General features: G+C 36.9%; 24 protein-coding genes. 12 read left to right on the top strand and 12 right to left on the bottom strand.

All coding sequences use genetic code 11. The annotated features are described in order from the left end of the window. From trmB to SFB89_RS07355, 10 genes are all read left to right on the top strand, one after another. Positions 1 to 1173, top strand: a complete 1173-nt coding sequence (trmB, locus tag SFB89_RS07400) for a tRNA (guanosine(46)-N7)-methyltransferase TrmB (protein ID WP_331774045.1) — start codon at positions 1 to 3, stop codon at positions 1171 to 1173. A 27-nt stretch (positions 1174 to 1200) separates the two neighbouring features. Next, positions 1201 to 1872 (top strand): cell division ATP-binding protein FtsE, encoded by a 672-nt coding sequence (locus tag SFB89_RS07395; protein WP_331774044.1) that lies wholly within the window; start codon positions 1201 to 1203, stop codon positions 1870 to 1872. Next, complete coding sequence (locus SFB89_RS07390; RefSeq protein WP_331774043.1) at positions 1859 to 2665, top strand: FtsX-like permease family protein; 807 nt, start codon at positions 1859 to 1861, stop codon at positions 2663 to 2665. Before SFB89_RS07395 ends, SFB89_RS07390 begins: the two co-directional genes overlap by 14 nt. A gap of 5 nt (positions 2666 to 2670) precedes the next feature. Continuing rightward, a complete protein-coding gene (locus SFB89_RS07385; RefSeq protein ID WP_331774042.1) occupies positions 2671 to 3876 on the top strand; it encodes a murein hydrolase activator EnvC family protein in 1206 nt (401 codons plus the stop codon). Positions 3877 to 3953: 77 nt separating this feature from the next. Further along, positions 3954 to 4685, top strand: coding sequence for a UMP kinase (gene pyrH / locus SFB89_RS07380; RefSeq protein ID WP_331774041.1), 732 nt, complete (start codon positions 3954 to 3956; stop codon positions 4683 to 4685). Positions 4686 to 4849: 164 nt separating this feature from the next. Then, positions 4850 to 5065 (top strand): DNA-directed RNA polymerase subunit omega, encoded by a 216-nt coding sequence (locus SFB89_RS07375; protein WP_331776070.1) that lies wholly within the window; start codon positions 4850 to 4852, stop codon positions 5063 to 5065. Continuing rightward, a complete protein-coding gene (locus SFB89_RS07370) occupies positions 5062 to 7224 on the top strand; it encodes a RelA/SpoT family protein (RefSeq protein ID WP_331774040.1) in 2163 nt (720 codons plus the stop codon). Before SFB89_RS07375 ends, SFB89_RS07370 begins: the two co-directional genes overlap by 4 nt. Before the next feature lie 10 nt (positions 7225 to 7234). Then, positions 7235 to 8434, top strand: coding sequence for a tyrosine--tRNA ligase (gene tyrS, locus SFB89_RS07365; protein WP_331774039.1), 1200 nt, complete (start codon positions 7235 to 7237; stop codon positions 8432 to 8434). Next, entirely contained in the window at positions 8434 to 9531 is a 1098-nt protein-coding gene (locus SFB89_RS07360) for a nitronate monooxygenase family protein (RefSeq protein ID WP_331774038.1), read from the top strand. Before tyrS ends, SFB89_RS07360 begins: the two co-directional genes overlap by 1 nt. After that, positions 9515 to 10966, top strand: a complete 1452-nt coding sequence (locus SFB89_RS07355; RefSeq protein ID WP_331774037.1) for an N-acetylmuramoyl-L-alanine amidase family protein — start codon at positions 9515 to 9517, stop codon at positions 10964 to 10966. Before SFB89_RS07360 ends, SFB89_RS07355 begins: the two co-directional genes overlap by 17 nt. On the opposite strand, the gene SFB89_RS07350 is transcribed toward SFB89_RS07355, so the two are convergent. The 3 genes from SFB89_RS07350 to aspS are packed head-to-tail and all read right to left on the bottom strand — an operon-like array spanning position 10963 to position 14025. After that, positions 10963 to 11712 (bottom strand): competence/damage-inducible protein A, encoded by a 750-nt coding sequence (locus SFB89_RS07350; RefSeq protein ID WP_331774036.1) that lies wholly within the window; start codon positions 11710 to 11712, stop codon positions 10963 to 10965. The genes SFB89_RS07355 and SFB89_RS07350 overlap by 4 nt on opposite strands. Then, a complete protein-coding gene (locus SFB89_RS07345; RefSeq protein ID WP_331774035.1) occupies positions 11699 to 12271 on the bottom strand; it encodes an adenylate kinase in 573 nt (190 codons plus the stop codon). The genes SFB89_RS07350 and SFB89_RS07345 overlap by 14 nt, the downstream gene beginning before the upstream one ends. Next, positions 12268 to 14025: an aspartate--tRNA ligase gene (aspS, locus tag SFB89_RS07340; protein WP_331774034.1), complete on the bottom strand. Its 1758-nt coding sequence runs from the start codon at positions 14023 to 14025 to the stop codon at positions 12268 to 12270. Before aspS ends, SFB89_RS07345 begins: the two co-directional genes overlap by 4 nt. A 122-nt stretch (positions 14026 to 14147) precedes the next feature. On the opposite strand from aspS, the gene SFB89_RS07335 reads away from it, so the two are divergent. Beyond that, positions 14148 to 14981, top strand: a complete 834-nt coding sequence (locus SFB89_RS07335; RefSeq protein WP_331774033.1) for a phosphatidylserine decarboxylase — start codon at positions 14148 to 14150, stop codon at positions 14979 to 14981. On the opposite strand, the gene SFB89_RS07330 is transcribed toward SFB89_RS07335, so the two are convergent. Next, the gene (locus SFB89_RS07330) at positions 14950 to 15342 is read right to left on the bottom strand and encodes an energy transducer TonB (RefSeq protein WP_331774032.1); all 393 of its coding nucleotides are present in this window, start codon (positions 15340 to 15342) and stop codon (positions 14950 to 14952) included. The genes SFB89_RS07335 and SFB89_RS07330 overlap by 32 nt on opposite strands. Positions 15343 to 15415: 73 nt before the next feature. On the opposite strand from SFB89_RS07330, the gene SFB89_RS07325 reads away from it, so the two are divergent. Beyond that, positions 15416 to 15646: a hypothetical protein gene (locus SFB89_RS07325; protein WP_331774031.1), complete on the top strand. Its 231-nt coding sequence runs from the start codon at positions 15416 to 15418 to the stop codon at positions 15644 to 15646. A gap of 63 nt (positions 15647 to 15709) precedes the next feature. On the opposite strand, the gene SFB89_RS07320 is transcribed toward SFB89_RS07325, so the two are convergent. From SFB89_RS07320 to SFB89_RS07285, 8 genes are all read right to left on the bottom strand, one after another. Continuing rightward, positions 15710 to 16090 (bottom strand): ExbD/TolR family protein, encoded by a 381-nt coding sequence (locus tag SFB89_RS07320; RefSeq protein WP_331774030.1) that lies wholly within the window; start codon positions 16088 to 16090, stop codon positions 15710 to 15712. Further along, entirely contained in the window at positions 16087 to 16515 is a 429-nt protein-coding gene (exbB, locus tag SFB89_RS07315; protein WP_331774029.1) for a TonB-system energizer ExbB, read from the bottom strand. The genes SFB89_RS07320 and exbB overlap by 4 nt, the downstream gene beginning before the upstream one ends. Before the next feature lie 8 nt (positions 16516 to 16523). Then, positions 16524 to 18524: a TonB-dependent receptor gene (locus tag SFB89_RS07310; protein ID WP_331774028.1), complete on the bottom strand. Its 2001-nt coding sequence runs from the start codon at positions 18522 to 18524 to the stop codon at positions 16524 to 16526. 385 nt (positions 18525 to 18909) lie between these two features. Further along, positions 18910 to 19341 carry a globin domain-containing protein gene (locus SFB89_RS07305; RefSeq protein WP_331774027.1) on the bottom strand — a complete coding sequence of 144 codons (432 nt, stop codon included), beginning with the start codon at positions 19339 to 19341 and terminating at the stop codon, positions 18910 to 18912. A gap of 12 nt (positions 19342 to 19353) precedes the next feature. After that, the gene (locus tag SFB89_RS07300; protein ID WP_331774026.1) at positions 19354 to 19869 is read right to left on the bottom strand and encodes a TlpA family protein disulfide reductase; all 516 of its coding nucleotides are present in this window, start codon (positions 19867 to 19869) and stop codon (positions 19354 to 19356) included. Positions 19870 to 19926: 57 nt separating this feature from the next. Next, a complete protein-coding gene (ychF, locus tag SFB89_RS07295; RefSeq protein ID WP_331774025.1) occupies positions 19927 to 21027 on the bottom strand; it encodes a redox-regulated ATPase YchF in 1101 nt (366 codons plus the stop codon). Then, the gene (locus SFB89_RS07290) at positions 21027 to 22478 is read right to left on the bottom strand and encodes a leucyl aminopeptidase (protein WP_331774024.1); all 1452 of its coding nucleotides are present in this window, start codon (positions 22476 to 22478) and stop codon (positions 21027 to 21029) included. The genes ychF and SFB89_RS07290 overlap by 1 nt, the downstream gene beginning before the upstream one ends. After that, the gene (locus tag SFB89_RS07285) at positions 22475 to 23059 is read right to left on the bottom strand and encodes a DedA family protein (protein ID WP_331774023.1); all 585 of its coding nucleotides are present in this window, start codon (positions 23057 to 23059) and stop codon (positions 22475 to 22477) included. Before SFB89_RS07285 ends, SFB89_RS07290 begins: the two co-directional genes overlap by 4 nt.

Genomic DNA, 23059 nt, shown 5'->3' with positions numbered 1-23059 from the left:
ATGCCAAACATAAAAACCAAAAATCTCACTATGCCTAATTTTCCTGCTACTTTTGGAGAGAGTCATTTCTGTTTCGTCGCCTCAAGCGACCATGAAAAACTCGTCAAAGTGATTCATAAAACTTATGAATTTTTTATCCAGATAAGAGAAAAAAATGGCACGTATCTCATCAAAGCCGATAAAATTACCCGACCGTCTCAAGTGGTTTTTGTGCATCAAGCCATGCGAGATTTTAGGGATTTGTGTGGTTGTGAAGTGTTGTTTTCCAATATCGACTCGCACAAGTACAAAACATTGAAAAGTTATGCTGCGCTAAAAAGTATCAGTTATTTTGTTGATGCATTTCAATACGACAAAGAGCTTTGGGTTGAGGTCGGATTTGGGAGCGGTAGGCACTTGTTGCATCAAGCAAAGGCGCATCCTGATATTCAGTTTGTCGGTTTAGAGATTCACAAGCCTTCTATTGAACAAGTGGCCAAACAGTGTGAATTACAAGAAATCAATAATATTGCACTTCTTGATTTTGATGCGCGTATTTTCTTTGAATTTTTAGCCTCAAATAGTGTGGGTAGAATTTTTGTGCATTTTCCGGTACCTTGGGATGAAAAACCTCACCGGAGAGTTATCTCTCAAGATTTTATACAAGAATCGCTTCGGATTTTGAAACCTGAGGGGACGCTTGAGTTGCGTACTGATAGCGACAAATATTTTCATTATTCGTTGGGAGAATTTTTACGGCTCAATAAAGCCACGCTTTCTATTAAGAAGAATCAAGAACTGGCCATCAGTAGCAAGTATGAAGATCGATGGAAGCGACAAGAAAAAGATATTTATGATTTGACACTCACACATCATGATAGTGATGAAGCAAAAGAAAAAATTGGGAAATTAGCTTTTGAAAAGGGGTATGATTTTGCGACAATCAATAAAAATTTTGTACCAACACTTCGCAAAGATGATAGCTACTTTTTGCATATTGAGAAAATGTATCAGATTGATACGCATGAGGGGATTATCAAAGTCTCTTTTGGTTCAAGTTTTAAAAATGAACGGGCTTTTATTTATCTTTCTTCTGATAAAACACAATATTTTCCGGATAATGTTTTGGCAACCAAAGCCAATCAAAAAGCTCATGACTCTATGAAAGAGTGGCTCAATGAAATTCAAAAATAACCCAGTAGTATGCTCAAGGAGTCTTTGATGGAATACGTGATACACGCCCAAGATTTATCAATCAATTATGATCGTGAAGAGCCGGTCATCACAGAAGCGTCCTTGGGGGTACACTCTCATGATTTTGTATTTATCACCGGCAAAAGTGGTAGTGGCAAATCGACACTTCTCAAGTCTTTTTATGGCGAATTAGCAGCCCAAAAAGGCATCTTAGAGATTTGTGGTATTAATATGCAAAAAATCGGTAATAACAAACTTAATTTATTGCGACGTTATCTTGGGATTATTTTTCAAGATTACAAACTCATCCCCTCATGGACGATTGAAAAAAATATTATGTTGCCACTCATGATTGGAGGCTTTTCAAAATCGGTTTGCGAAGCACAGGCTGTCAAGCTTTTAAGGCATGTTAAGTTGACGCATAAGATTGGTAAATATCCTCTTGAGCTCAGTGGTGGAGAACAGCAGCGTGTTGCGATTGCCAGAGCTTTGGCACACAATCCAATTTTGATTTTAGCAGATGAACCCACTGGTAATTTAGATGATTATTCCAGCGAAGTGATTTGGGGATTATTAAAAAATGCGAGAGAGCATTTAGGTACGACAGTTGTGGTCGTCACCCATCATATTCCCTCAACCATTGGCATTGATTATAAACATCTTTTTTTAGATAAAGGCATTTTACATGAAGTCCCTTAAAAACCATATTTCAGTCATCCTCTCTTTATTTGTATTGCTTTTAAGTGTTGAATCTAGTATTGTGATTGATAAGATTATTAAAGGTCAAGATAAAAAAATGCTTTCAAGTTATTCGATTGTTGTTGTTTCGAACAAAACGTTGCAACTGGATGACATTCAAAAGCAAGTGTCTGAGGTTGCTTCCATCAGCACCATCAGTTCTGAAAAAATATTGGATAAATTAAAAAACGACATGACAGCTGATAATCTGGCACTGCTAAAGATTGCACTACCGCATTTTTATTCTCTCAAACTCAATGTGTTACCAACCAAAGATCGACTCGAGAGGATAAAAAAAGTGTTGCTATCTTCAAAATCGATTTCTAAGGTTGAAGTGTTCTCGAAGACTTATGAAAATATATTTCAAGTGTTACGTATTTTACAGCTGATTACTTATGCCTTTTCGGGTATTATTATTTTGATTTCGATTTTACTTTTGTTTAAACAAATACGGATTTGGATTTTAGAACATGAAGAAAAGATGCAAATTATGAGTTATTTTGGTGCAACTTTTTGGATGAAAAGTGCCTTTTTGTATAAGCTGGTTTTGATTGATTCTTTGATTAGTTCTGTTTTTGTAGTAGGCTGTTTTGAACTCCTACAGCGTAGCACGACGGTACGTCTGCAATTGAGCATGTTGGATATTGATTTTCCATCTTTTTCCATGCTTCATGATGGTGGTCTTTTATTTGCCATTTCATTGGTTTTTTCATTGGTGATTGTGACCTTTGTTTCTATGAAGATGAGTGATTGATTGGTATGAAGTTATTATATGCCATCGTGCTGCTTTGCTATACCTTTACGGTGCTTGAAGCCAATACTGATAAAGAAATCAAAAATAAAGTGAGTGCGCTTAGCAGTAAAAGCAGACAAGAGAAAAGTCTCAACAAAAAATTCAAAAGTTTGGCCAGCCAAATTTTGACTCAAATGAAAAATTTAGAAATATTAAAAAAGAAAATCAACACCCTAGATAAAAGCATATCAATTGGTCAGAAAGATATCAAAACCAAAAAGAGTACGCTGAGTAAATTACTAAATAATAACAAAGAATTACTCCAAGAAAAAAAAGCGCTCGAAGCCAAGTTGATTCGTATTATCGCCAAGGATTTTTCTTATTATCTTATCAGCGATAAGGATTATGTTGAGACTCAAAATTCGATTTTGATTGATGAAATAATCAAAAAAATGAATGTCATCATGAAAAAAGAGTTTGCCCAGTTGGCAAAAAATTATGAAAAAATTAATAAAAATATCGCATCACACCAAAATAAAATCAAAAAATTACGCGCGGACATCTCGGATTTAAAATCAAAAAAACAAGAGTTAATACGATTAATCGCAAGACGAGAATCTGCGATAAAATCTTTGGCAAGTGAGAAAAAAAGATATAAAAAAAGATTGGTACGCTTAGACAAAGAAAAACAAAGCATTCGTGCGACTTTGGAGCGCTTGAAGATATTAAAAAAACAAGAAATTTCAAGAGCACGTCGTCAAAAGCGTCTTACAAAAAATCAAAAAACACTCAAAGTCAGACAAATAGGCTCTTCGTATCAAAGTGCCAATGTTAGGCGTTATCGTGGAAGAAAAACGATTGCCCCTTTGGATAGTTTTGTCATCAAACGAAAATTTGGAAATTATATTGATCCGATATATAAGATAAAAATATTCAATGAATCCATCGTCATGGAGTCCAATATTCGTAATGCAAAAGTTAAAAATGTTTTGAATGGGAAAGTGGTGTTTGCCAGAGATACGGCGGTATTAGACAAGGTAGTGATTGTTGAAAATAGTCACGGAATTCATACGATATATGCACATCTCAGTCAAATTGCACCGACGATTAGAGTAGGGAAAAAAATACTAAAAGGGTACATTATCGGCAGAGTTAAAGATGAATTGACTTTTGAAGTCACTCAGAAAAATTACCACATAAATCCGCTAGATTTGATTGCTTTAAAGCATTAAATCAGTTTTTTAGCTATTTTTGGGTAAATTATCAAAGGTTATTAAAGATGGCCTCTAATTTTAAAGGGTAGGGATATATGAGCAACAAAAGAAAAAGAGTTTTAGTGAAATTTTCAGGCGAAGCATTAGCCGGTGAGAATGGATTTGGGATTGATACTGTTATCTTGAAATTTATTGCAAATGAGATTAAAACTCTAGTAGAACATGACATCGAAATCGGTATTGTTATTGGTGGCGGTAATATTATTCGTGGTGTGAGTGCTGCAAAAGATGGTATTATTAAACGCTCAAGTGGTGATTATATGGGGATGCTCTCGACAGTCATCAATAGTATCGCGATGCAAGAAGCACTAGAACATGTAGGGATGGATGTTAGGGTTCAAAGCGCTATCAAGATGGAAGCAATCAGTGAAACTTTTATCGTAAGACGCGCGAAACGCCACTTAGAAAAAGGCAGAATTGTTATTTTTGCAGCAGGTACTGGTAATCCGTTTTTTACAACAGATACCGCCGCTACATTACGCGCAATTGAGATTGATGCTGATATGATTATTAAAGCCACAAAAGTAGATGGCGTTTATGATCGAGACCCAAATAAATTTTCAGATGCTAAAAAATACAATCGACTCAGCTATGAAATGGCTATGGATGACCATATTAAGGTGATGGATGATACGTCAATCGCTTTGGCCAAAGATAATAGCTTGCCAATTATTGTTTGTAATATGTTTGAGAAAGAAAATCTCTTGCGTATTATTGAGGGCAATTATGAGAGTTGTTCGATTGTAAATAAAACAAACAATGTATAAGGCTTAAAAAGCTTTAGTAGCGTGTGAATTTTTCAGGGGCTTGGCTCCTGAAAGAGATGACAAAGAGAAATCTCGACGAGAGTCGAAGCTTTAGTAGCGTGTGAATTTTTCAGGGGCTTGGCTCCTGAAAAAGATGACAATAAAATAAAAAAGGAAAAATAATGATAAGAACAGAACAAGTAATTGCAGAAGCTTTAAAAAAAGTAGATAGCGATAGATATTTACTCTCTATTATGGTATCAAAAAGAGCAGAACAATTAGCAAATGGTGCACAACCTTTGGTTAAAGCAAGTACTGATAAAGAAAAATTTACTGATATTGCTTTGAAAGAGATTGCTGAAGGACAAATTATTTTGGATTCAATAATTGATTTAAAATGACACTAGAAGAATTATCATTAGACTTTAAAGCTTCAAAAGATGTGGAGACTTCTATATCGATTTTGAGGCGTTTTACAGAAATCACACCGTTGATTCAAAAAGCGATTGATTTTTCGATTCAACAGCACCAAGGGCAATATCGAAAAAGTGGTGAAGAGTATGTCAATCATCCCATCTTAACTGCGGCTTTAGTCGCGTATTATGGTGGTGATGAGGCGGTGATTGTAGCGGGTTTGCTACACGATGTGGTGGAAGATACTGATTGCGATATCAAAACCATAGATCAACTCTTTACTAAAGAGATTGGAGGCTTGGTTGAGGGATTGACCAAGATTATGGAAATCAGGGGCAATGAATTAATCCCTTCAAGTTCCAGTGATAAGATTATCGCATCTGCACTCACTTTTAGAAAAATGCTGTTGGCATCTATTAGTGATGTTCGGGTATTGGTGATTAAATTATGTGACCGACTTCACAATATGATGACGCTCCACGGACTACCAGAGGCCAAACAAAAACGCATTAGCGAAGAAACTGTTGTTGTTTATGCTCCTATTGCACATCGTTTGGGTATCGCCTCAATTAAAAACTATCTAGAAGATACTAGTTTTTATTATGTCATGCCACAAGAATACAAGAAGATTGATGATTTTATCAATGAACACAAACAACAGTTTCAACTGAGATTAAATCATTTTGCCTCAAAGATTCGAACCCTCATGATAAAAAATGGATTTAACGAAGATGAATTTACGATTATCAAAAGGGTCAAACATCATTATTCTATCTATTTAAAGATGCAACGAAAAGGAATCTCTTTAGAAGAAGTTCTCGATTTGTTGGCGATTCGTGTGATTGTAAAAAGGACATTAGACTGCTACAAGGTTCTAGGTATTATCCATCAAGAGTTTAATCCTTTGATATCACGATTTAAAGATTATATTGCTATTTCCAAAGAAAATGGCTATCAGACCATTCATACGACAGTCTTTAATGATAAATCTATCATCGAATCACAAATTAGAACCTACGATATGGATAGAACCGCAGAGTTTGGACTTGCCGCCCATTGGAAATATAAAACCGGTGGTTTAAATCCAAGTTTGGATTGGCTCAATGATCTCAAAGCGCAAAATGAACAAATTGACAATATTGAAGAATTTTATGAGATTGCTAAAGATAATCTTTACAGTGAAGATATTGCTGTCTTTTCTCCAAAAGGTGATATTTTTACGCTTCCAAGAGGTGCGACTGTTTTAGATTTTGCGTATGAAGTCCATACAGAAATTGGTTTATTTGCCAGTCATGCTTATGTTAACAAACAAAAGACACCATTACTGAGTGAGCTGAACAACGGTGATATTGTGCGTATCATCACAACCGATGTGCCACAACTAAGATGTAGTTGGATTAACAATGTCAAAACCGGAAAAGCACGTAATGCCATCCGTGTTAATTGCAGTCAAAAAATACGAGAGATTAATCATAAAATAGCGATGAGAATCTTGACTTATATTTTCAATGTTGGTGAAAAAAAGATTAGCGAATGGCTAGAGCGTGAAAATATTGTCAAAAAAGTCTCTAGAATTGCAATTGATTCTGTTTATCTTTTAGAAGTTGTCAACTTGCTGAAGAAACACTCTAAAACTGACAAATTAATTTTTCCTCTGTTAAAAATCGATCGTTATAAAGTTAAAAAACAAAAATTTGAAAATATTGTGGTGTATTCAAATCAAAATATCAATGATGTCTTCTTTGATTATTGTTGTCATCCAAAACGGGGTGATGATATCATAGGATTCAAAAAAGGCAATGATGTTTTTGTGCATCATAAACTCTGTAAAAAAGCCAATCAACAACTTGATGCTGGCGAGACAGCTATCTTCGTCAAATGGACGAAAGAGGCACCAGATAGGTATAAATTGCTTGTTAGTATCGAAAATAAAAAGGGATCTTTAGCAAATTTTTTATTTTATTTGGCTAAAATGCAAATCAACCTAGTGACAATAGAATTAGGTAAGTTAGAAGAGGGACATGCGGATTATTTTGACATGATTGTTGAAATTCCGGATAAGCCTATAAAATCAATACGAGACAATTTAAAATCACGATTTAATATCATAGAATTTGTCTCCGTTTCAGATGCATATAAACATTAGAAGGATAACGATGATAGAATCTGCTTTAATAGAGATAAAACGCGGTGTTAGTGAGATTATAGATGAAGAAAGAGTTGTAACACTGTTAAAAAATTATTTTGAAAAAGGACAGACTTATTATGTCAAAGCAGGGTTTGACCCTACGGCACCGGATTTACACCTTGGACATACCGTTTTGTTACAAAAAATGGCCATGTTCCAAAAATATGGTGCCATCGTGCAATTTATTATTGGCGATTTTACCGGAATGATTGGTGATCCTACAGGCAAAAATGAAACACGAAAAAAGTTAGACAAAGAACAGGTTCTAGCTAATGCTAAAAGTTATGAAGAGCAAGTATTTAAAGTATTAGATCGTAGTAAAACAGAAATTTTATTTAATTCAAGCTGGATTGAAGCCCTAGGCGCGAGTGGTATGCTCGAGTTAACGACGACTTTTAATGTCGCTAGAATGCTGGAGCGTGAAGATTTTGATAAAAGATACAAATCCGGTGCACCAATATCAATCAGCGAATTTTTGTATCCTTTATTGCAGGGATACGATAGTGTGGCTAAAAAATCAGATATCGAGATGGGCGGGACGGATCAAAAGTTCAACCTATTGATGGGAAGACATTTGCAACGCGCTTATAATATTGGAAAAGAACAAGCCGTTATCATGATGCCACTCCTTGAAGGCTTAGATGGCGTCAATAAGATGAGCAAATCATTGGGGAATTACATCGGCGTAACAGATGAGCCTAATGAAATGTTTGGCAAAATGCTCAGCATTAGTGATGATTTGATGTGGCGTTATTATGAGTTACTTAGTGCGCTCTCTATTGATAAGATTGATGCATTGAAACAAAAAGTTAAAGATGGAATCATCCATCCAAAACGCGTCAAAGAAAACCTAGCCCATGAGATAGTAGCACGCTATCACAGTGAAGAAGCGGCGGTGCAAGCAAAAGAAGAGTTTGATAAGGTACATTCAAAAAATCAACTTCCAAGCGACATGGAGACTTATGAGTGTCACGCTCCTATTTGGATTGCCCAAGCTTTGGTTGATTGTGGATTAGAGCCTTCAACCTCTCAAGCACGAAGAGATATCAAACAAAATGCACTAAGTGTGAATCAAGTCAAAGTCAATGATGTTCAAATGCAATTAGAACAAGGTGAGTATATACTCCAAGTAGGGAAGAGAAAATTTGTAAAACTAAAGGCAACATGATGGCATTAAAAGCTCTTAAGATTGGTAAATATACTATAGAATATCCTATTATTCAAGGAGGTATGGGCCTTGGTATTAGTTGGGACAAACTTGCCGGGAATGTAAGTCTTGAAGGAGGCTTAGGCGTCATAAGCTCTGTAGGAACAGGATATTACAAAGACAAACGATACATCAAAAAAGAGATCAGTGAGCGACCTTTTGAGGCAGAAAATTTTTATTCTAGAGAGAGTTTTAAAGCAATTATTAACAATACTCGAAAAATTGCCAATGGCAAACCCATAGCTGCAAATATCTTGTATGCTATCAATGATTATGGTAGGGTTGCTCGAGATGCTTGTGAATTGGGTGTGGATATCATCATCACAGGGGCGGGTCTTCCTACGAATATGCCCGAATTTACAGAAGGGTATCCCGATGTGGCTTTAGTGCCGATAGTCTCTTCTGCTAAGGCGCTTAAAATCATTTGCAAAAGATGGAAACAACGCTATGATAGGCTCCCTGATGCTGTAGTCGTTGAAGGACCAAAAAGTGGCGGGCATCAAGGATTTACCTATGAGCAATGCTTTAAAGAAGAGTATCAGCTTGAAAATTTGATAAAACCGGTCAAAGAAGAGATAAAAAAATGGGGAGATTTTCCACTCATTGCTGCTGGTGGTGTTTGGGATCATGATGATATCTTGAAGATGATTGAATTGGGAGCTGATGGTGTTCAAATGGGAACACGATTTATTGGAACCCATGAATGTGATGCGAGTGATAATTTTAAAAAAGTAATTTTAGATTCTAAAGAAGAGGATATTCAATTGTTGAAATCCCCTGTGGGATATCCCGCACGTGGAGTGCGCACCAATCTGATTGAGATGGTGGATAAAAGAGAAGGTCCGAAAATCAAATGTATCAGTAATTGTGTGAGCCCATGTCACAGGGGACAAGAAGCCAAAGCAGTGGGATATTGTATCGCAGATCGATTGTCTGATGCTTATTTGGGCAAAACCGAAACAGGCTTGTTCTTCACGGGAGCAAACGGTTATAAGCTCCGTGAAATTATAAGTGTTAAAGAACTTATTAACAAGTTGGTGCATGGCGAAAATAGTTAGAACCTTAACACTTTTAATCTCTATTTCAGTGATGCTTTTTGCAAGCTCACCGTATCTCAAACAGGTCTATTCTTATGACAAAAAGATAGAACAGGCCGATAAGAATGAGATGTTTCGAATATTTCATTCTTTGCAAAATATTTATATCAAATCAATTATTAACAATGACACGACACTAAAAAGAGAAACCTTAAAACGACTCATCAAGAGTTCGAAAATATTGAAATTAAGTCCGAAAAATTATGAGAATGAATTGCGTACGCTTACCTCTCATGATACAATAAAACCGAAAATACATCCCAAAAGCAAACCCTCTGGGGGACGCAAAAAACAGATACCTGCAAATGATAACTTCCCTCTATTGCAACGCGTTGTAATCGGAGATCATGATGTGACACTCTATTTTAATAAAAATATTGCAAAAAAGGCTATCAATACCTTTGCGATTAACGGCAAGCATGAATACAAAAAAGTTTTTGATTTTCATGCCAGATTATCAACCTTAGGCAAACTCAAAACGCCTCGAGGACTGAAAGAGATACGCATTGCATGGTACAATAAAAATACCGTGCGGATGGTGCTTGTGAGTACTAAAGTCATACGTTATCGTTTCAGTATTCATGCGTCAAAAATACATATCTATTATACACCACCGCTCTCAAGCCATAAAAAAATCACCAAGAAGAGTAGCAAAAAACCGACACCAAAAGTCACTAAAAAAGCAGTGAAAAAGACAAATTTTCTCACTTTTAACCCAAGAAATAAAATTATCGTACTTGACCCCGGACATGGCGGAAAAGATTCAGGTGCCATTGGTTATAAAAGGCGCTATGAAAAAAATGCGGTATTAAGTATCGCGTTAAAAACCTATAAAGAACTCAAAAAAAGAGGCTATCGTGTCTATATGACCCGTCGTGGTGATTATTTTGTGAAATTACGAAATCGTACACGCTTCGCAAATCAAAAGCGAGCGGATCTCTTTATCTCAATCCATGCCAATGCTGCGCCTAAAAAGAGTCAATATTATAGTGCAAAAGGGCTTGAGACCTTTTTTCTCTCACCGGCTAGGAGTGCGAGAAGCAAACGTGTTGCTGCGCTTGAAAACCGCGTAGATTTAGAAGATATGGATTATTATTCAAAAAACACTTTTTTAAATCTTATTAACCGAGAAAAGATTGTCCAAGCTAATAAAATGGCCTTAGATGTGCAACAGGGCATTTTACAAAATGTTAGAAAAAAATACCATATCGTAGATGGGGGCGTCAGAAAAGCACCCTTTTGGGTTTTAGTTGGTGCACAAATGCCGGCCATTTTGATTGAGACGGGTTATATCACCAATCCTACAGAAGGGACAAGACTCTTTAGTTTTTACTACCAAAACTTGATTGCAAAGGGCATTGCTGATGGTGTGGATAACTATTTTCTAAAAAATTAAATCGTTTTAAGATGTCGAAAAGTAATGTTGAGTTTTTTCATCTCATTTTGAAAAAATTGGCACCAGGTATGGAGGTAGTCTTGCTCTTTTGAAGCGAGATAGATTTCGACACTTTTTTTGTTATTTTCGATTTTTGGTAGTGATGAAAGTTCAATATCATGAGGAAGTGCTTCCATAATATCAATAAGGTCATTTTCTGAGGCTTCGACAAAAAAGCTACAGGCATAGTGTTGCTGTTGCGGCTTAAATTTCGTTGTAAGGATATTAGAAAACATTGGCCAAGCCATCGATGGAAAGCCCGGCGCAAAGAAAAATCGCTCTTCTAGTGAAAATCCAGGAACTTTGTTGACGACATTGTCCAAAAGTGATGCGCCTAGTGGTAAATTTGCCATTTTGACACGATGAGGATAGGCCTCGTCTTGAAAGGTTTCAAGAATGAGTCGAAGCGCTTCTGGATGGGTTTGTGATTGATTATTGGTAAATACTTTGGCGGCTATTTCTCGTGTGTAATCATCAGGAGTTGAGCCGATACCTCCAAAGCAAAACATGATAGAGTGAGGGTCATTTTTGATCATTTCAAAAACACGCTCCATCAAGATGACATCATCCACAATCATGAAGTTTGCAAAATGTTTGAAACCTCGATCTCTCAGTGCTTTGTTGATAAAATTAAAATGCTTATCTTCTCGTCTGCCATTCATCAATTCGGTGCCAATAACAACACTATAAAAATTATAAGTTTGCATGTATCGTATCTTCCATATTTTTGACAACAGTATCGATGTCATATTCTCCATTGATTTTAGTCAGTAGATTTTCTTTTTGATAAAATGTTTCGATAGCGGCGAGGGGTTCTTGATAGACTTTGATTCGATTTTCAAAGATAGCCTCATCATCATCAACACCTCGAGATCGTGCGAGTACTCTGGCTTTTGCCACATCATAAGAGACACTCACTTCGATGACATGATGTAATGCGATATCATTTTGTGTTAGAAGTCGCTCATGTAAGGTCTCAAGTTGCTCAATGGAGCGTGGATAACCGTCGATGAGAATAATCTCTTGTGAAGCTTCTTTGGCTGCTTTGAGAATCGTTTGTACGGCTATTTTAGCTGAGACGATATTGCCTTTGTTGATGATATTGGCAATCTCTTTTCCCAATTCACTCCCGGTTTGAATCTCTTCTCGAAGAAGCTCACCGGTTGAAAAATGAGCTACCTTATCGGGATGATTTTTTGCAATAATTTCTGCATCGGTCGTCTTGCCACTTCCCGGAGCGCCGATGATTAAAAATATTTTTTTCATAGTACTTTATTAGCAGGTGTTTCTCGAAGTCTGATGCCAAGTTCTCGTAGTTGTGTATTATCTACCGCACTTGGGGCTTGGGTTAGGAGACATTGTGCTTTTTGAGTTTTAGGAAATGCAATGACATCTCGGATGCTGCTTGAATTTGTCAAGAGCATGATAAGTCGATCCAAACCGATGGCCAATCCACCATGTGGTGGCGCACCAAATTTAAGTGCATCGAGTAAAAATTCAAATTTTTCATTGGCTTCTTCATCACTGATACCCAAGAGTTTAAAGACTTTTTCTTGAATCTCTTTTTTATGAATCCTGATACTTCCACCGCCAAGTTCTACACCATTGAGCACGATGTCATAAGCGATTGATTCCATCTCTTCAACAGGAGCATCAAGATTTTTTGGCATGGTAAATGGGTGATGCAGTGCTTTGACTTCTTCTCCTTCGACCTCAAACATATCAAAGTCAACAACCCAGACAAATTCAAATCGATCTTTTGGAATAATCTCCATCAATTCAGCCAAGTAGATTCTAAATCGTCCCATATAATCAAGTACAATTTTTTTATCTCCCGCACCAAAGAAGATGACATCGCCGACTTTTAAGTCACTGATGGCAATAATTTCATTGAGGTCTTCTTCTGTGAAAAATTTCGTCAATGGACCTTTGAGTCCATCTTCTTTCATTTGAAAGTATCCCAGACCGGAGGCACCAAATTTTCTGACATAATCTTCAAAACCCTTCATTTGTCTTTTTGAAAAGATATTGTCGCCATTTGGCACTTTGAGTGCTTTGATTCGGTTGTTTTTCTTATCTTTCGCAATGGAGCTAAAGATTTCATTGCTAGAGCGTGCAAAGATATCAATGACGTCAATCATCGATAAATCGTAGCGAAGGTCTGGTTTGTCACTACCATATTTTTCCATCGCATCTTTATATCGCAATCTATTAAAAGGAATTTGGATATCATGACCACACGCTTTGAAGATTTCTTGGAGTAGGGATTCGGTGACTCTGATAATATCTTCTTGTGTACAAAAGCTCATCTCTAAGTCGATTTGTGTAAATTCAGGTTGCCTGTCTGCTCTTAAATCTTCATCTCTAAAGCATTTAGCAATTTGAAAATATCGATCAAATCCAGAACACATTAAAAGTTGTTTAAAGAGTTGTGGGGATTGAGGCAATGCGAAAAATTCACCATTGTGAACACGACTAGGGACCAAATAATCTCGCGCACCTTCTGGTGTGGATTTGGTTAAAATAGGCGTTTCTACTTCTAAAAATCCTTCTTGATCGAGTAGGTTTCTTGCCGCAATCGTTGCTTTACTTCGGAGCTTGAAAATATCATAGGATTTTTTATTTCTTAAATCTAAATATCGGTATTTTAATCTCACATCTTCACCGACATTATTATCGCCGATGACAAAAGGTACGGGCTCGCTAATATTTTCAATAATCAAATCTTCTACGACAATCTCTATCTTACCCGTTTTGAGATTGGGATTTTCAAGGCCTTCACCTCTAGCTCTGACTTTTCCTTTGGCTTTGAGCACGTACTCGTCTCTGACTTTATTGGCTGTTTCATGTGCTGTAGTACTATCGGTTGGATCACAGACTAATTGTACTAATCCGCTTTTATCTCTCAAATCTATAAATATGACGCCACCATGGTCTCTGCTGTTATTGCTCCATCCGCATACTTCTACGATCTCGCCTATATTTTTCTCATCTAATTCTGTGCAATAATGACTTCTCAAATTTTATTCCTTCTTATCCATTTTTAAGCCAATTATTTTACCAAAAAATAACTTCACTTCACTTTATATTAATTAATTTATCGCTAAAATAGAGATTATCTCATAGTTATAGGATTGTATATATGATAACAACGTCAGCGGTTTCTAGGGTTTTTGGTAGATTTGCATCGACGAAATTCCCTCCATTTTTTCAAAAAATTATTAACTTGTGTTATGTAAAAATGATGAAAGTGGATTTGAGTGAATTTTATGATAGCTCGAAATATGAAAGTTTAAATGCACTGTTTACGAGAGCATTTATAAAGACGCGGGAATTTAATCATGATGCTGATAATTTTATCTCTCCAAGCGACAGTATGATTAGCGAATATGGTAGGGTAGATCAATATACTGCATTGCAAATTAAGGGATTTAAATATAATGTTCATGAATTGCTGAGTAAAAAAATCGATACCCGATCTCAAAAAAGAATCAATGGCGGAGATTTTGTCAACCTCTATCTCTCACCGAGTGATTATCATAGATACCATACTCCTATTGATATGAAAATCCAAAAAGCTGTCCATATCCCCGGTAAATTATATCCTGTCAATCTCAAATGGTTGCACAAAGTGCCCCAACTTTTTGTCGAAAATGAACGGGTGATACTTGAGTGTAAAACGATGGAAGACAAGATTTTTTATATGGTATTCGTTGGTGCCCTTAATGTGGGGAAAATCAGCTTTATATTTGATGAAAATATCCAGACCAATATTGATGCCCAAGAGGTCAGTGTCTATAAATATCGTGATCTTTTTCTCGCAAAAGGAACAGAATTGGGACGCTTTGAGATGGGATCTACTATCGTCATGTTTTTTGAAAAAGATTTAGTTACACTCGCATGTGATAGCAAAAAACATATCAAATTTGGTGAAGTTTTAGCCTCTATTGAAGATCATAAACAAGCGTCACTTTAAATTGCTTTGGAAAATCAAAAAGTCCTGCTTCTACGTGAATCGGGGCACTATCTTCGATAGCCTTGCATGCTGAATTTCGAAAAACTTTTTGACCTGAAAGTACATGAATATTCGTGATGCTACCATCTTCATTTAACATAAATTCAACAGCAACACTTCCTTCTATTCCCATCTTGATGGCACGATTTGGATAAAATTTATTGTGATTGATGCGCTCTCGTAGTTTGATAATGAAACGCAAACGTTTTTGCTCCTTGATGCTATCTTCTTGCTGGTCTTGTTTGATTATCTTGTTGGTGGTTTTCGTCACGATTGGTTTTGAAATGTGCTCTTGTACAACTTCCTGAGGTTTTTTAACCACGGGTTCTTTAATAGGGTGTACAATCGCTGGTGTTGGCTCCGGCTTTGGCTTAGGAATGGGCTTTGGTGCTAACTTGGGTTTGGGTTTAATAATGGGCTTCGGCTTAGGTTTAGGTTTCGGCTTTGGTTTAGGTTTAGGTTTAGGTTTAGGTTTAGGCTTTGGCTTTGGCTTAGGTTGTACCACAGGCTTTGGAATAGGTTTTGGTTTTAGCTTCGGTTTAGGAGCCGGTTTTGCTTCGATAATCTTAAATTTCGTGATGCACTCTTTCGACTCTTTTTTTAAAACGATGGGCTCAGAAAAATAAAAAAATAGAGCAAAAATGAGGAAGAGATATAACACACTTGTAAGCGCAAATGAAATCAAGTATCTATTCATGTTTGGTGATGATGCCTAAGTTTTCGTAGCCTTTTTGTTTCAAAATATCCAAAACGAAGATAAAATTGTCAAATTTGGTCGATTTATCGCAATTGAGATGGATGGGTGTCTTTATGGGATAGCGCGAGAGTAGGGCCTCAAAATCAGCTTTATTGGCTTTTTGTGTATTTAGAAAAATATCTCCATGCTCTTTGATAGTAATGACCAAAATCTTCGGTTTTTTATCTTGGATGGCACTCTTGCTTTGGCTAAGATCTACAGGGATGACTCCATTGGCCATAAAAGTTGCGGTGGTGAGTACAATCACAAGCAAAACCAAAATAATATCGATAAAAGGCACGACATTAATGGAGTCAAATTTCTGTATTTTCATTTATTTTGTATATCCCATTGTGTCAAAAGGACTTCGATTTTTCTTGTGAGATGGTTGTAAAATATCACCGATGGGATGGCAACCGCTAATCCCATAGCGGTTGCTTTTAGGGCTAATGCCAAAGAGGTCATGATGGTTTTGATATCCATATTCCCACTTTGACCCATCGCATAAAAGGTGATGATGATACCAAAAACAGTACCAAGAAGCCCGACATAAGGGGCATTTGAACCAAAAGTAGAGAGAATGGTGATGTTATTCGTCAAATCAATCTCTAATGCCTCTTTTTGTTGATAGTGTTCAATCTTAATCTGCCTAAAAAATAGCAAACGCTCGATATAAAACCAAACCGCCAAAAAGCTCATCAACCCCAATATGCCTAAAATCCCATAATCAACAAGATTTTTTAGAAGTTCAATATCCATTATATCTTCTAAAATTTATATTTTAGATTCATATAATAATATCGACCTGGCTCATTTAATAGCATCACATTACTAGCGGTTCCCGATACTAAAGTCAAATCGCTATAGGTGTTGGAAATCGCATATGCTTTGTCAAAGATATTGTTAATTCCCACTGTAATATTGAATCGTTTATAGAAATCTTTGCTCGCTTTTAGATTGACAATACTCCAACTATCGATCTCTTGTTCGCCATTGTCCGCATCATAATCAGACCATTTGCCAGAAGCGACGATTTCGGCTTTGAAAGAGAGTGTTGGATCATAATCATAGTTGATACCAATATTGGCTTTGATTGGTGGAATTGATGGTAGATTGGTGTTGGTTTGATTTGCCAATGGTTCATCTTTTTCACCTCTTTGATAGGCGACTCCAAAATCAAAGTAGATCGAATCGGTTGCAAAATAGGTACCACTTAATTCTGCTCCATAAAGTGTAGCATCAACATTTTGATATTGGTTGTCTGATTTGTTGAAAATAATAAAATCTTTCAAGATACTATAAAAGAGTTTGACTTTGACGGCGGCATTATCTTGATGAACTTCAAATCCAAGATCGGCTTCATAGTTTTTGGTTTCATTTAAATTTGGATTTCCAATCAATGCATTGCTTTTGTCACGGTCGTGTGACTCTTTGCCATCAGGGACTCGGATGGATTTTCCGATGCCTGCAAAATATTTAAGTGCATCACTTTGGTTATAATAGGCCAAGATATATCCACTAAGATCATCATAGGTTTTGCTTGGATCACTATTGCCGGCTTCTATTTTTGTATGATCGTATCTCAAACCACCTTCTAGATCATATTTACCGTAACTTTTCTTTCCTTTAGTAAAGAGCGCAACATTGGTTGTATCAACATCCGGGATACTTTTAAATGATGGAATCGGTGTGGCGGAGGTGTAATTTTTCCAATACCTTCCATCCCAATTTCGCTTGCTCGCATCAATACCATAAGAGATTTTGGCATCATCGATATGAAAGTCATTGCTGATTTTTCCTCCATAGATGGTGGAGCTCATGACATTAGCCATGGTTCCCATCGCAGTATCACTTGCTTTTCTATACTGCGTGGTCATTGGATGGTCAACTGTGGAGTAATAATACTCAAAATTCAATCGATCAGAGTATTGGTTGAGATTTTTAATGATATATTTGACATTGTACAAATCTGAATCATCTGAGATGGCATCCATCGGAGTAGAAGGATAGAGGATATTATCACTTCTATTACCGGTATAGCCAAGTTGTAACTCTTGATTCTCCGTGACATCAATATACAATTTACCCATAAATGATGTCTTTTTGTATGCGTCTCTGTCAAACTCACTTGGTTTGTATTGTTTTGGAGCATCTGATGTTCCATCGGTGGCAAGTTTGAGTTGTTCTGCTAAGGTATTGCCATTGCCATCTTTATATTGCCCTCCTTGCTCTGTTGAGGCACCTATTAAGACGCGCACTTTATCAGTCCCCCCACTCACAGAGGCAGACGCCTTCTTATAGCCCCAACTACCGACGTTGAGATTGACATCCCCATGAGTTTCTTTGGTTGGTTTACTTGTTGTTACTTTTACCACACCACTGAGTGTTCCAAAGTTTGTGACATCATAAGGCCCTTCAATCACTTCTACTTTTTCGATGTTATTGGTCAAGACATGTGATGTTGGAGGATCCATTCTATTAGGGCAGGCTCCATAAATCTTACCATCATCAATGAGAACATTAATATCATCTTTTCTCTGACCTCTTAGAATGATGTCATTAGCAATACCACTACGTCTTTGCAGTGAAATACTCGGTACCACTCGTGAGAGTGATTCTGCCAAATCCGCACTTTTTACCTCTTCTTGATTGACATGTTCTACGACTTTACTCGTTTTGAAATCTGTCACTTCAATCTTGCCCAAATCTGTTGCATACGCATTGATGCATAATGCACACATGACTGAGATACATACCTTCTTATTCATACCCACGCTCCTTATTATCGTTTTAGTGTTTGCAATAGTACAAAAATTGTGTTAAATTTGTGTCAAATGATTTCGATTTCCACCAAAATTATCATGACAAATTTACTCATATTTTTCTACTACTATTGTGACATCAAGTTTTGATTTGGCCCACAAATTTTAAACTTCATGTCAATGCAATCAGTATTATTATGCTAAAAACAGCAAAATTCTATTATATGAGTGTTAAAAATGTATTAAATATTTTAGAATGATAAAAAAGCGACCGTAAAGAGTCTTTTTATAATTATAATCATGAAATTTTATTAAAATTCTTGTCTAAAAGTAATGTGATAAGAGGGACGTGGGTCATGTTTTGAGTAATGAGGTAACATGACCGAGGTGTTTATTCTGGAGTATTGATCATCCAAATTGAAAAGATATCAAGATAATTCCAAAATGATTGTTTTAAACTATCTTCTAAATCAACATCTTTGAGAACTATCATGTAAGATTCAAGCCAGATTTTTCTCGCAGTGGGTGTGATTTTGAAAGGGGCATGACGTTGCCCCATCTTAGGCGCTCCTCGTGATTCATTAAAATATTTTGGACCGCCACAAATTTGAATGAAAAAATCTGCAGCATGTTTTTTAGCCATCTCAAGCCCCTTATCCGTAGTAGGGAAAAGGTGTTTGATGCTACTGATTTTTAGAATTTCATAGTGTTCTGAAACCAGTTGGCGCATACCGTCTTCTCCCAGCGTTTGCAACACTTTCGGATTTGGGATTTGTACCGGAGGTCTGGCCCCCGGAAGTGCTTGAGTGATGGTATATTGCATTTTTTTCCTTTATTAAAAAAGATCAGTGATGTCTTTAGTCAGCGTCTCTTCTTTTTGCATTCCTAGATATGTTTTGATGGCATTTCCATTTTTATCAAAAAGAATAGAGTAGGGGATTTGACCCTTCCATCCGGTTCTTTGTGATATGAAATTTGCAAAATCAAATACTTGATCGGTGGCAGGAAGTACGGTATAGTTTATTTTATGTGAGCTTACAAAATCTTGCAACTCTGTATCTGACATCTTTTGTTGGACGTGCATGGCGACGATTTGAAAATTTTTGCCGTACTCTTTTTGGAGTTTGACCAACTCAGGAATCTCTGCGATACAAGGAGGACAATATCTACCAAAGAACGCAAGCAAGACAACTTTGCCTTTAAATTCTGGAAAATTGACACCACTCCCTTTTGTCTCTAATGAAACCATATTTCCTTTTGCATCTTTGATATTATACGTCTTGATAATATCTTCAGCTTGTAAACTGATACCCAAACACATAATCATCACAATGATTAACAATTTTTTCATCTTTATCCTTTAATTTTTTTCATATCATATAGTGAGAAGATAAATATTTGATAAATACTATACATTAAATCTAAAATGCATGACATCACCGTCTTGTACGACGTAGTCTTTACCTTCTAATCGCATCTTTCCAGCTTCTTTCGCACCATTTTCACCATGACAGGCGATAAAATCTTCATAGCTGATAACTTCAGCACGAATAAAGCCTTTTTCGAAATCATTGTGAATGACTGATGCGGCCTTTGGCGCTTTCCATCCTTTGTTGATGGTCCATGCTCGGACTTCTTTGACACCGGCTGTAAAATAGCTAATCAAATTCAGCTTTGCAAAAGCAGTATGGATAATTTTATTGAGTCCCGATTCTTCGACGCCAAGATCTGCTAGGAACTCTGCTGCTTCCTCTTCTTCAAGCGTGACTAATTCTTCTTCGATTTTGGCACAGAGTGTGATGACTTCAGCACCAACTTCTTGGGCATGTTGTTTTACAATTTTTACTAATTCATTGTCTTCAAGGAGCGAATCTTCATCAACATTAGCACCATAAATGATGGCTTTGCCCGATAAGAATCTAAGCTCTTTGTTTAATTCTATAAACAGGTCATCTTCTTTTTTTGCAAAATTACTAACCGGTTGTAGTTCATCTAAATGTGCTTTGAGTTCTAGGGCAATTTCAAGTGTCGCTTTGGCTGCTTTGTCAAATTTGGCTTGACGATTGAGTTTATCAATCTTTTTGTCAAGTTGTTCCACATCTGCCAAAATCAGTTCGGTTTCTATAATTTCAATATCTCGCAGTGGATTGACATCTCCCTCTACGTGGACGACATTTTCATCAACAAAACAGCGGACCATATGAAGAATCACTTCGACTTCTCTGATGTTGGAGAGAAATTTATTTCCTAATCCTTCTCCCTTGCTCGCCCCCTTGACAAGTCCTGCAATATCAACAAAATCTACCGTAGAATATTGCAATCTTTCGGGATTGACGATTTTCGCAAGTTCAGAGAGTCTAGGATCAGGTACAGGTACCACTGCTTTATTGGGCTCAATAGTACAAAAAGGGTAATTTTCGCTTTGAGCATTTTGTGCCTTTGTGAGGGCATTAAACGTTGTTGATTTACCGATATTTGGAAGTCCTACAATTCCGACACCTAAACCCATTATGCATCTTCCTTTGCTGCTTTAATCATCCAATATGTACACATTCTCACACCTGCACCACTGGCACCACATTGGTTATAACCCCAATCTTTTTCGATGTAAGCCGGTCCTGCAATGTCAAGATGAAGCCATTTGTCTTTAAATTCATCTTTGATGAAGTGATCTAAAAATAATCCAGCCGTGATGGCACCACCGTAACGTGAACTGGAGATATTGGAGAGATCGGCGACATTACTTTTTAAAAGTTTTTTGAGATAGTTGTTAAAAGGAAGCGTTGCAGCCAGTTCACCACTTTGCTCCGCGGCGCATAAAAAACTCTCTTTTAAATCTTTGCTGTGTCCCATGACGACACTGGTGTATTCACCCAGTGCAACAACACACGCACCGGTCAAGGTTGCGAGATCAAACATCGCATCAGGATTGAGATCTTGTGCATAATCCAAACAATCTGCCAAAACCAATCTTCCCTCTGCATCGGTGTTTCTCACTTCAATACTCTTGCCATTTCGTGCGATTAAAACATCATCAGGTTTATAAGCATTTCCCCCAATCATATTCTCAGCCGCGCCAATGACAGCATGAACTTCAAAAGGAAGTTTCAAAAGTGCTGCTGCTTTGATGATATGAAGTGCCGCTGAAGCACCACTTTTATCTGATTTCATGCTGACCATATGCTCGCTTGGTTTGAGACTGAGTCCACCACTATCATATGTCAATCCTTTGCCAATAAAAACAAATCGTTTTTTTGCATTGGCAGGCTTATAGCTGAGATGAATGAGTCTTGGTTTTTCACTGCTGGCTCTCGCTACTGCTAGAAATGCTCCCATTTGCTCTTTTTCCAAAAAGGTTTCATCCCCGATAAAACACTCAATCCCCTCAGTGGAATCGGCAAGATTTTTTGCATACTCAGCCAGTTTGACGGGAGTCATTTCATAAGGTGCCGTATTGACAATCTCTTTGGCTTCATTGGTCGCATTAGCAATGATTTGAGCACGTGCGATGGCGGTATTGGCCTCTTGGATGTCAATCTTTTGGTTGTCATAAGTCTCACTGGCAATCAATACTGTATGGATGTTGTGTGTGGCTTTTTGAGTTTTATATTTGTCAAAAGCATAATCACCTAAAACAAAACCTTCAACCAAAGCACTCACACTTTGTGTATCACCATAGATGCCAAGTTTTAATGTTTCAAATTTGTTGTTTTTGATACATTTATATGCATTGGCAACAGCCAATCTGATGGCATCATGATCTAATGATTCTAGTGTGGCATATACACGTTGAAGTGAAGCTAAATAGACAACTTCGTCACTTTTAGCGTGAAAATCAGTTTGTTCTAATAAAACGCTATCTTGAACCCATTTGTGCGTCATATCTTGATTGAGTACCAAGATAATTTCGCAATCTGCTTTGATGTTTTTAAGTTGATCTTCGATTAATTTAAAATTCATATTTTTACCTCTTGTTTGATTTTTTTCTCAGTTGCTTTGTGAAAATAGTAATAGATACCACCGGCTAAAATCGCCGCAAGTGGCAGTGCTAAGTACCAATGTGCTTTGGCCCAATGGATGACCACTAGTATCTCTTCTCCAAAAAACCACGCGGGTGTTATGGTGACGGTTGCCCAGCACCATGCGCTCAGTAGATTGATAAATGCGAATTTTTTCGCACTATACCTGGTCAATCCTATGGAAATAGGGATAATAGTTCTCATACCATACATATAGCGTTGTGAAAAGATGATGGGCCATCCGTTTTTCTTTAACAAAATATGTGCTAAAGCAAATTTTCTTCTTTGTCCTTTGAACTTTTTGTAGACATATTTTTTATTGTGTCTACCGATAAAAAAGTAGATTTGATCTCCCGTAAATCCTCCCAGACCTGCGACAAATATAGCAATGGCTAGGTTCATATGTCCTGTATGTGACATGATTCCTGCCATGATGAGTCCCATCTCACCTTCTAAAATACTCCAAAAATAGAGTATGATATAGCCATAGTGTTGTAGCAGTTCGATTAAATAGGCTTCCAA

Origin of the sequence: Sulfurospirillum sp. 1612, assembly GCF_036556685.1 — a bacterium.
In the GTDB taxonomy this organism is placed as follows: domain Bacteria; phylum Campylobacterota; class Campylobacteria; order Campylobacterales; family Sulfurospirillaceae; genus JAADIZ01.
This window is presented reverse-complemented; position numbering and strand designations above follow the sequence as displayed.

Coding starts and splice junctions, on each gene's coding strand:
- trmB (WP_331774045.1), top strand. CDS start 1: ATGCCAAACATAAAAACCAAAAATCTCACTATGCCTAATTTTCCTGCT.
- SFB89_RS07395 (WP_331774044.1), top strand. CDS start 1,201: ATGGAATACGTGATACACGCCCAAGATTTATCAATCAATTATGATCGT.
- SFB89_RS07390 (WP_331774043.1), top strand. CDS start 1,859: ATGAAGTCCCTTAAAAACCATATTTCAGTCATCCTCTCTTTATTTGTA.
- SFB89_RS07385 (WP_331774042.1), top strand. CDS start 2,671: ATGAAGTTATTATATGCCATCGTGCTGCTTTGCTATACCTTTACGGTG.
- pyrH (WP_331774041.1), top strand. CDS start 3,954: ATGAGCAACAAAAGAAAAAGAGTTTTAGTGAAATTTTCAGGCGAAGCA.
- SFB89_RS07370 (WP_331774040.1), top strand. CDS start 5,062: ATGACACTAGAAGAATTATCATTAGACTTTAAAGCTTCAAAAGATGTG.
- tyrS (WP_331774039.1), top strand. CDS start 7,235: ATGATAGAATCTGCTTTAATAGAGATAAAACGCGGTGTTAGTGAGATT.
- SFB89_RS07360 (WP_331774038.1), top strand. CDS start 8,434: ATGGCATTAAAAGCTCTTAAGATTGGTAAATATACTATAGAATATCCT.
- SFB89_RS07355 (WP_331774037.1), top strand. CDS start 9,515: ATGGCGAAAATAGTTAGAACCTTAACACTTTTAATCTCTATTTCAGTG.
- SFB89_RS07350 (WP_331774036.1), bottom strand. CDS start 11,712: ATGCAAACTTATAATTTTTATAGTGTTGTTATTGGCACCGAATTGATG.
- SFB89_RS07345 (WP_331774035.1), bottom strand. CDS start 12,271: ATGAAAAAAATATTTTTAATCATCGGCGCTCCGGGAAGTGGCAAGACG.
- SFB89_RS07335 (WP_331774033.1), top strand. CDS start 14,148: ATGATAACAACGTCAGCGGTTTCTAGGGTTTTTGGTAGATTTGCATCG.
- SFB89_RS07320 (WP_331774030.1), bottom strand. CDS start 16,090: ATGAAAATACAGAAATTTGACTCCATTAATGTCGTGCCTTTTATCGAT.
- exbB (WP_331774029.1), bottom strand. CDS start 16,515: ATGGATATTGAACTTCTAAAAAATCTTGTTGATTATGGGATTTTAGGC.
- SFB89_RS07310 (WP_331774028.1), bottom strand. CDS start 18,524: ATGAATAAGAAGGTATGTATCTCAGTCATGTGTGCATTATGCATCAAT.
- SFB89_RS07305 (WP_331774027.1), bottom strand. CDS start 19,341: ATGCAATATACCATCACTCAAGCACTTCCGGGGGCCAGACCTCCGGTA.
- SFB89_RS07300 (WP_331774026.1), bottom strand. CDS start 19,869: ATGAAAAAATTGTTAATCATTGTGATGATTATGTGTTTGGGTATCAGT.
- ychF (WP_331774025.1), bottom strand. CDS start 21,027: ATGGGTTTAGGTGTCGGAATTGTAGGACTTCCAAATATCGGTAAATCA.
- SFB89_RS07290 (WP_331774024.1), bottom strand. CDS start 22,478: ATGAATTTTAAATTAATCGAAGATCAACTTAAAAACATCAAAGCAGAT.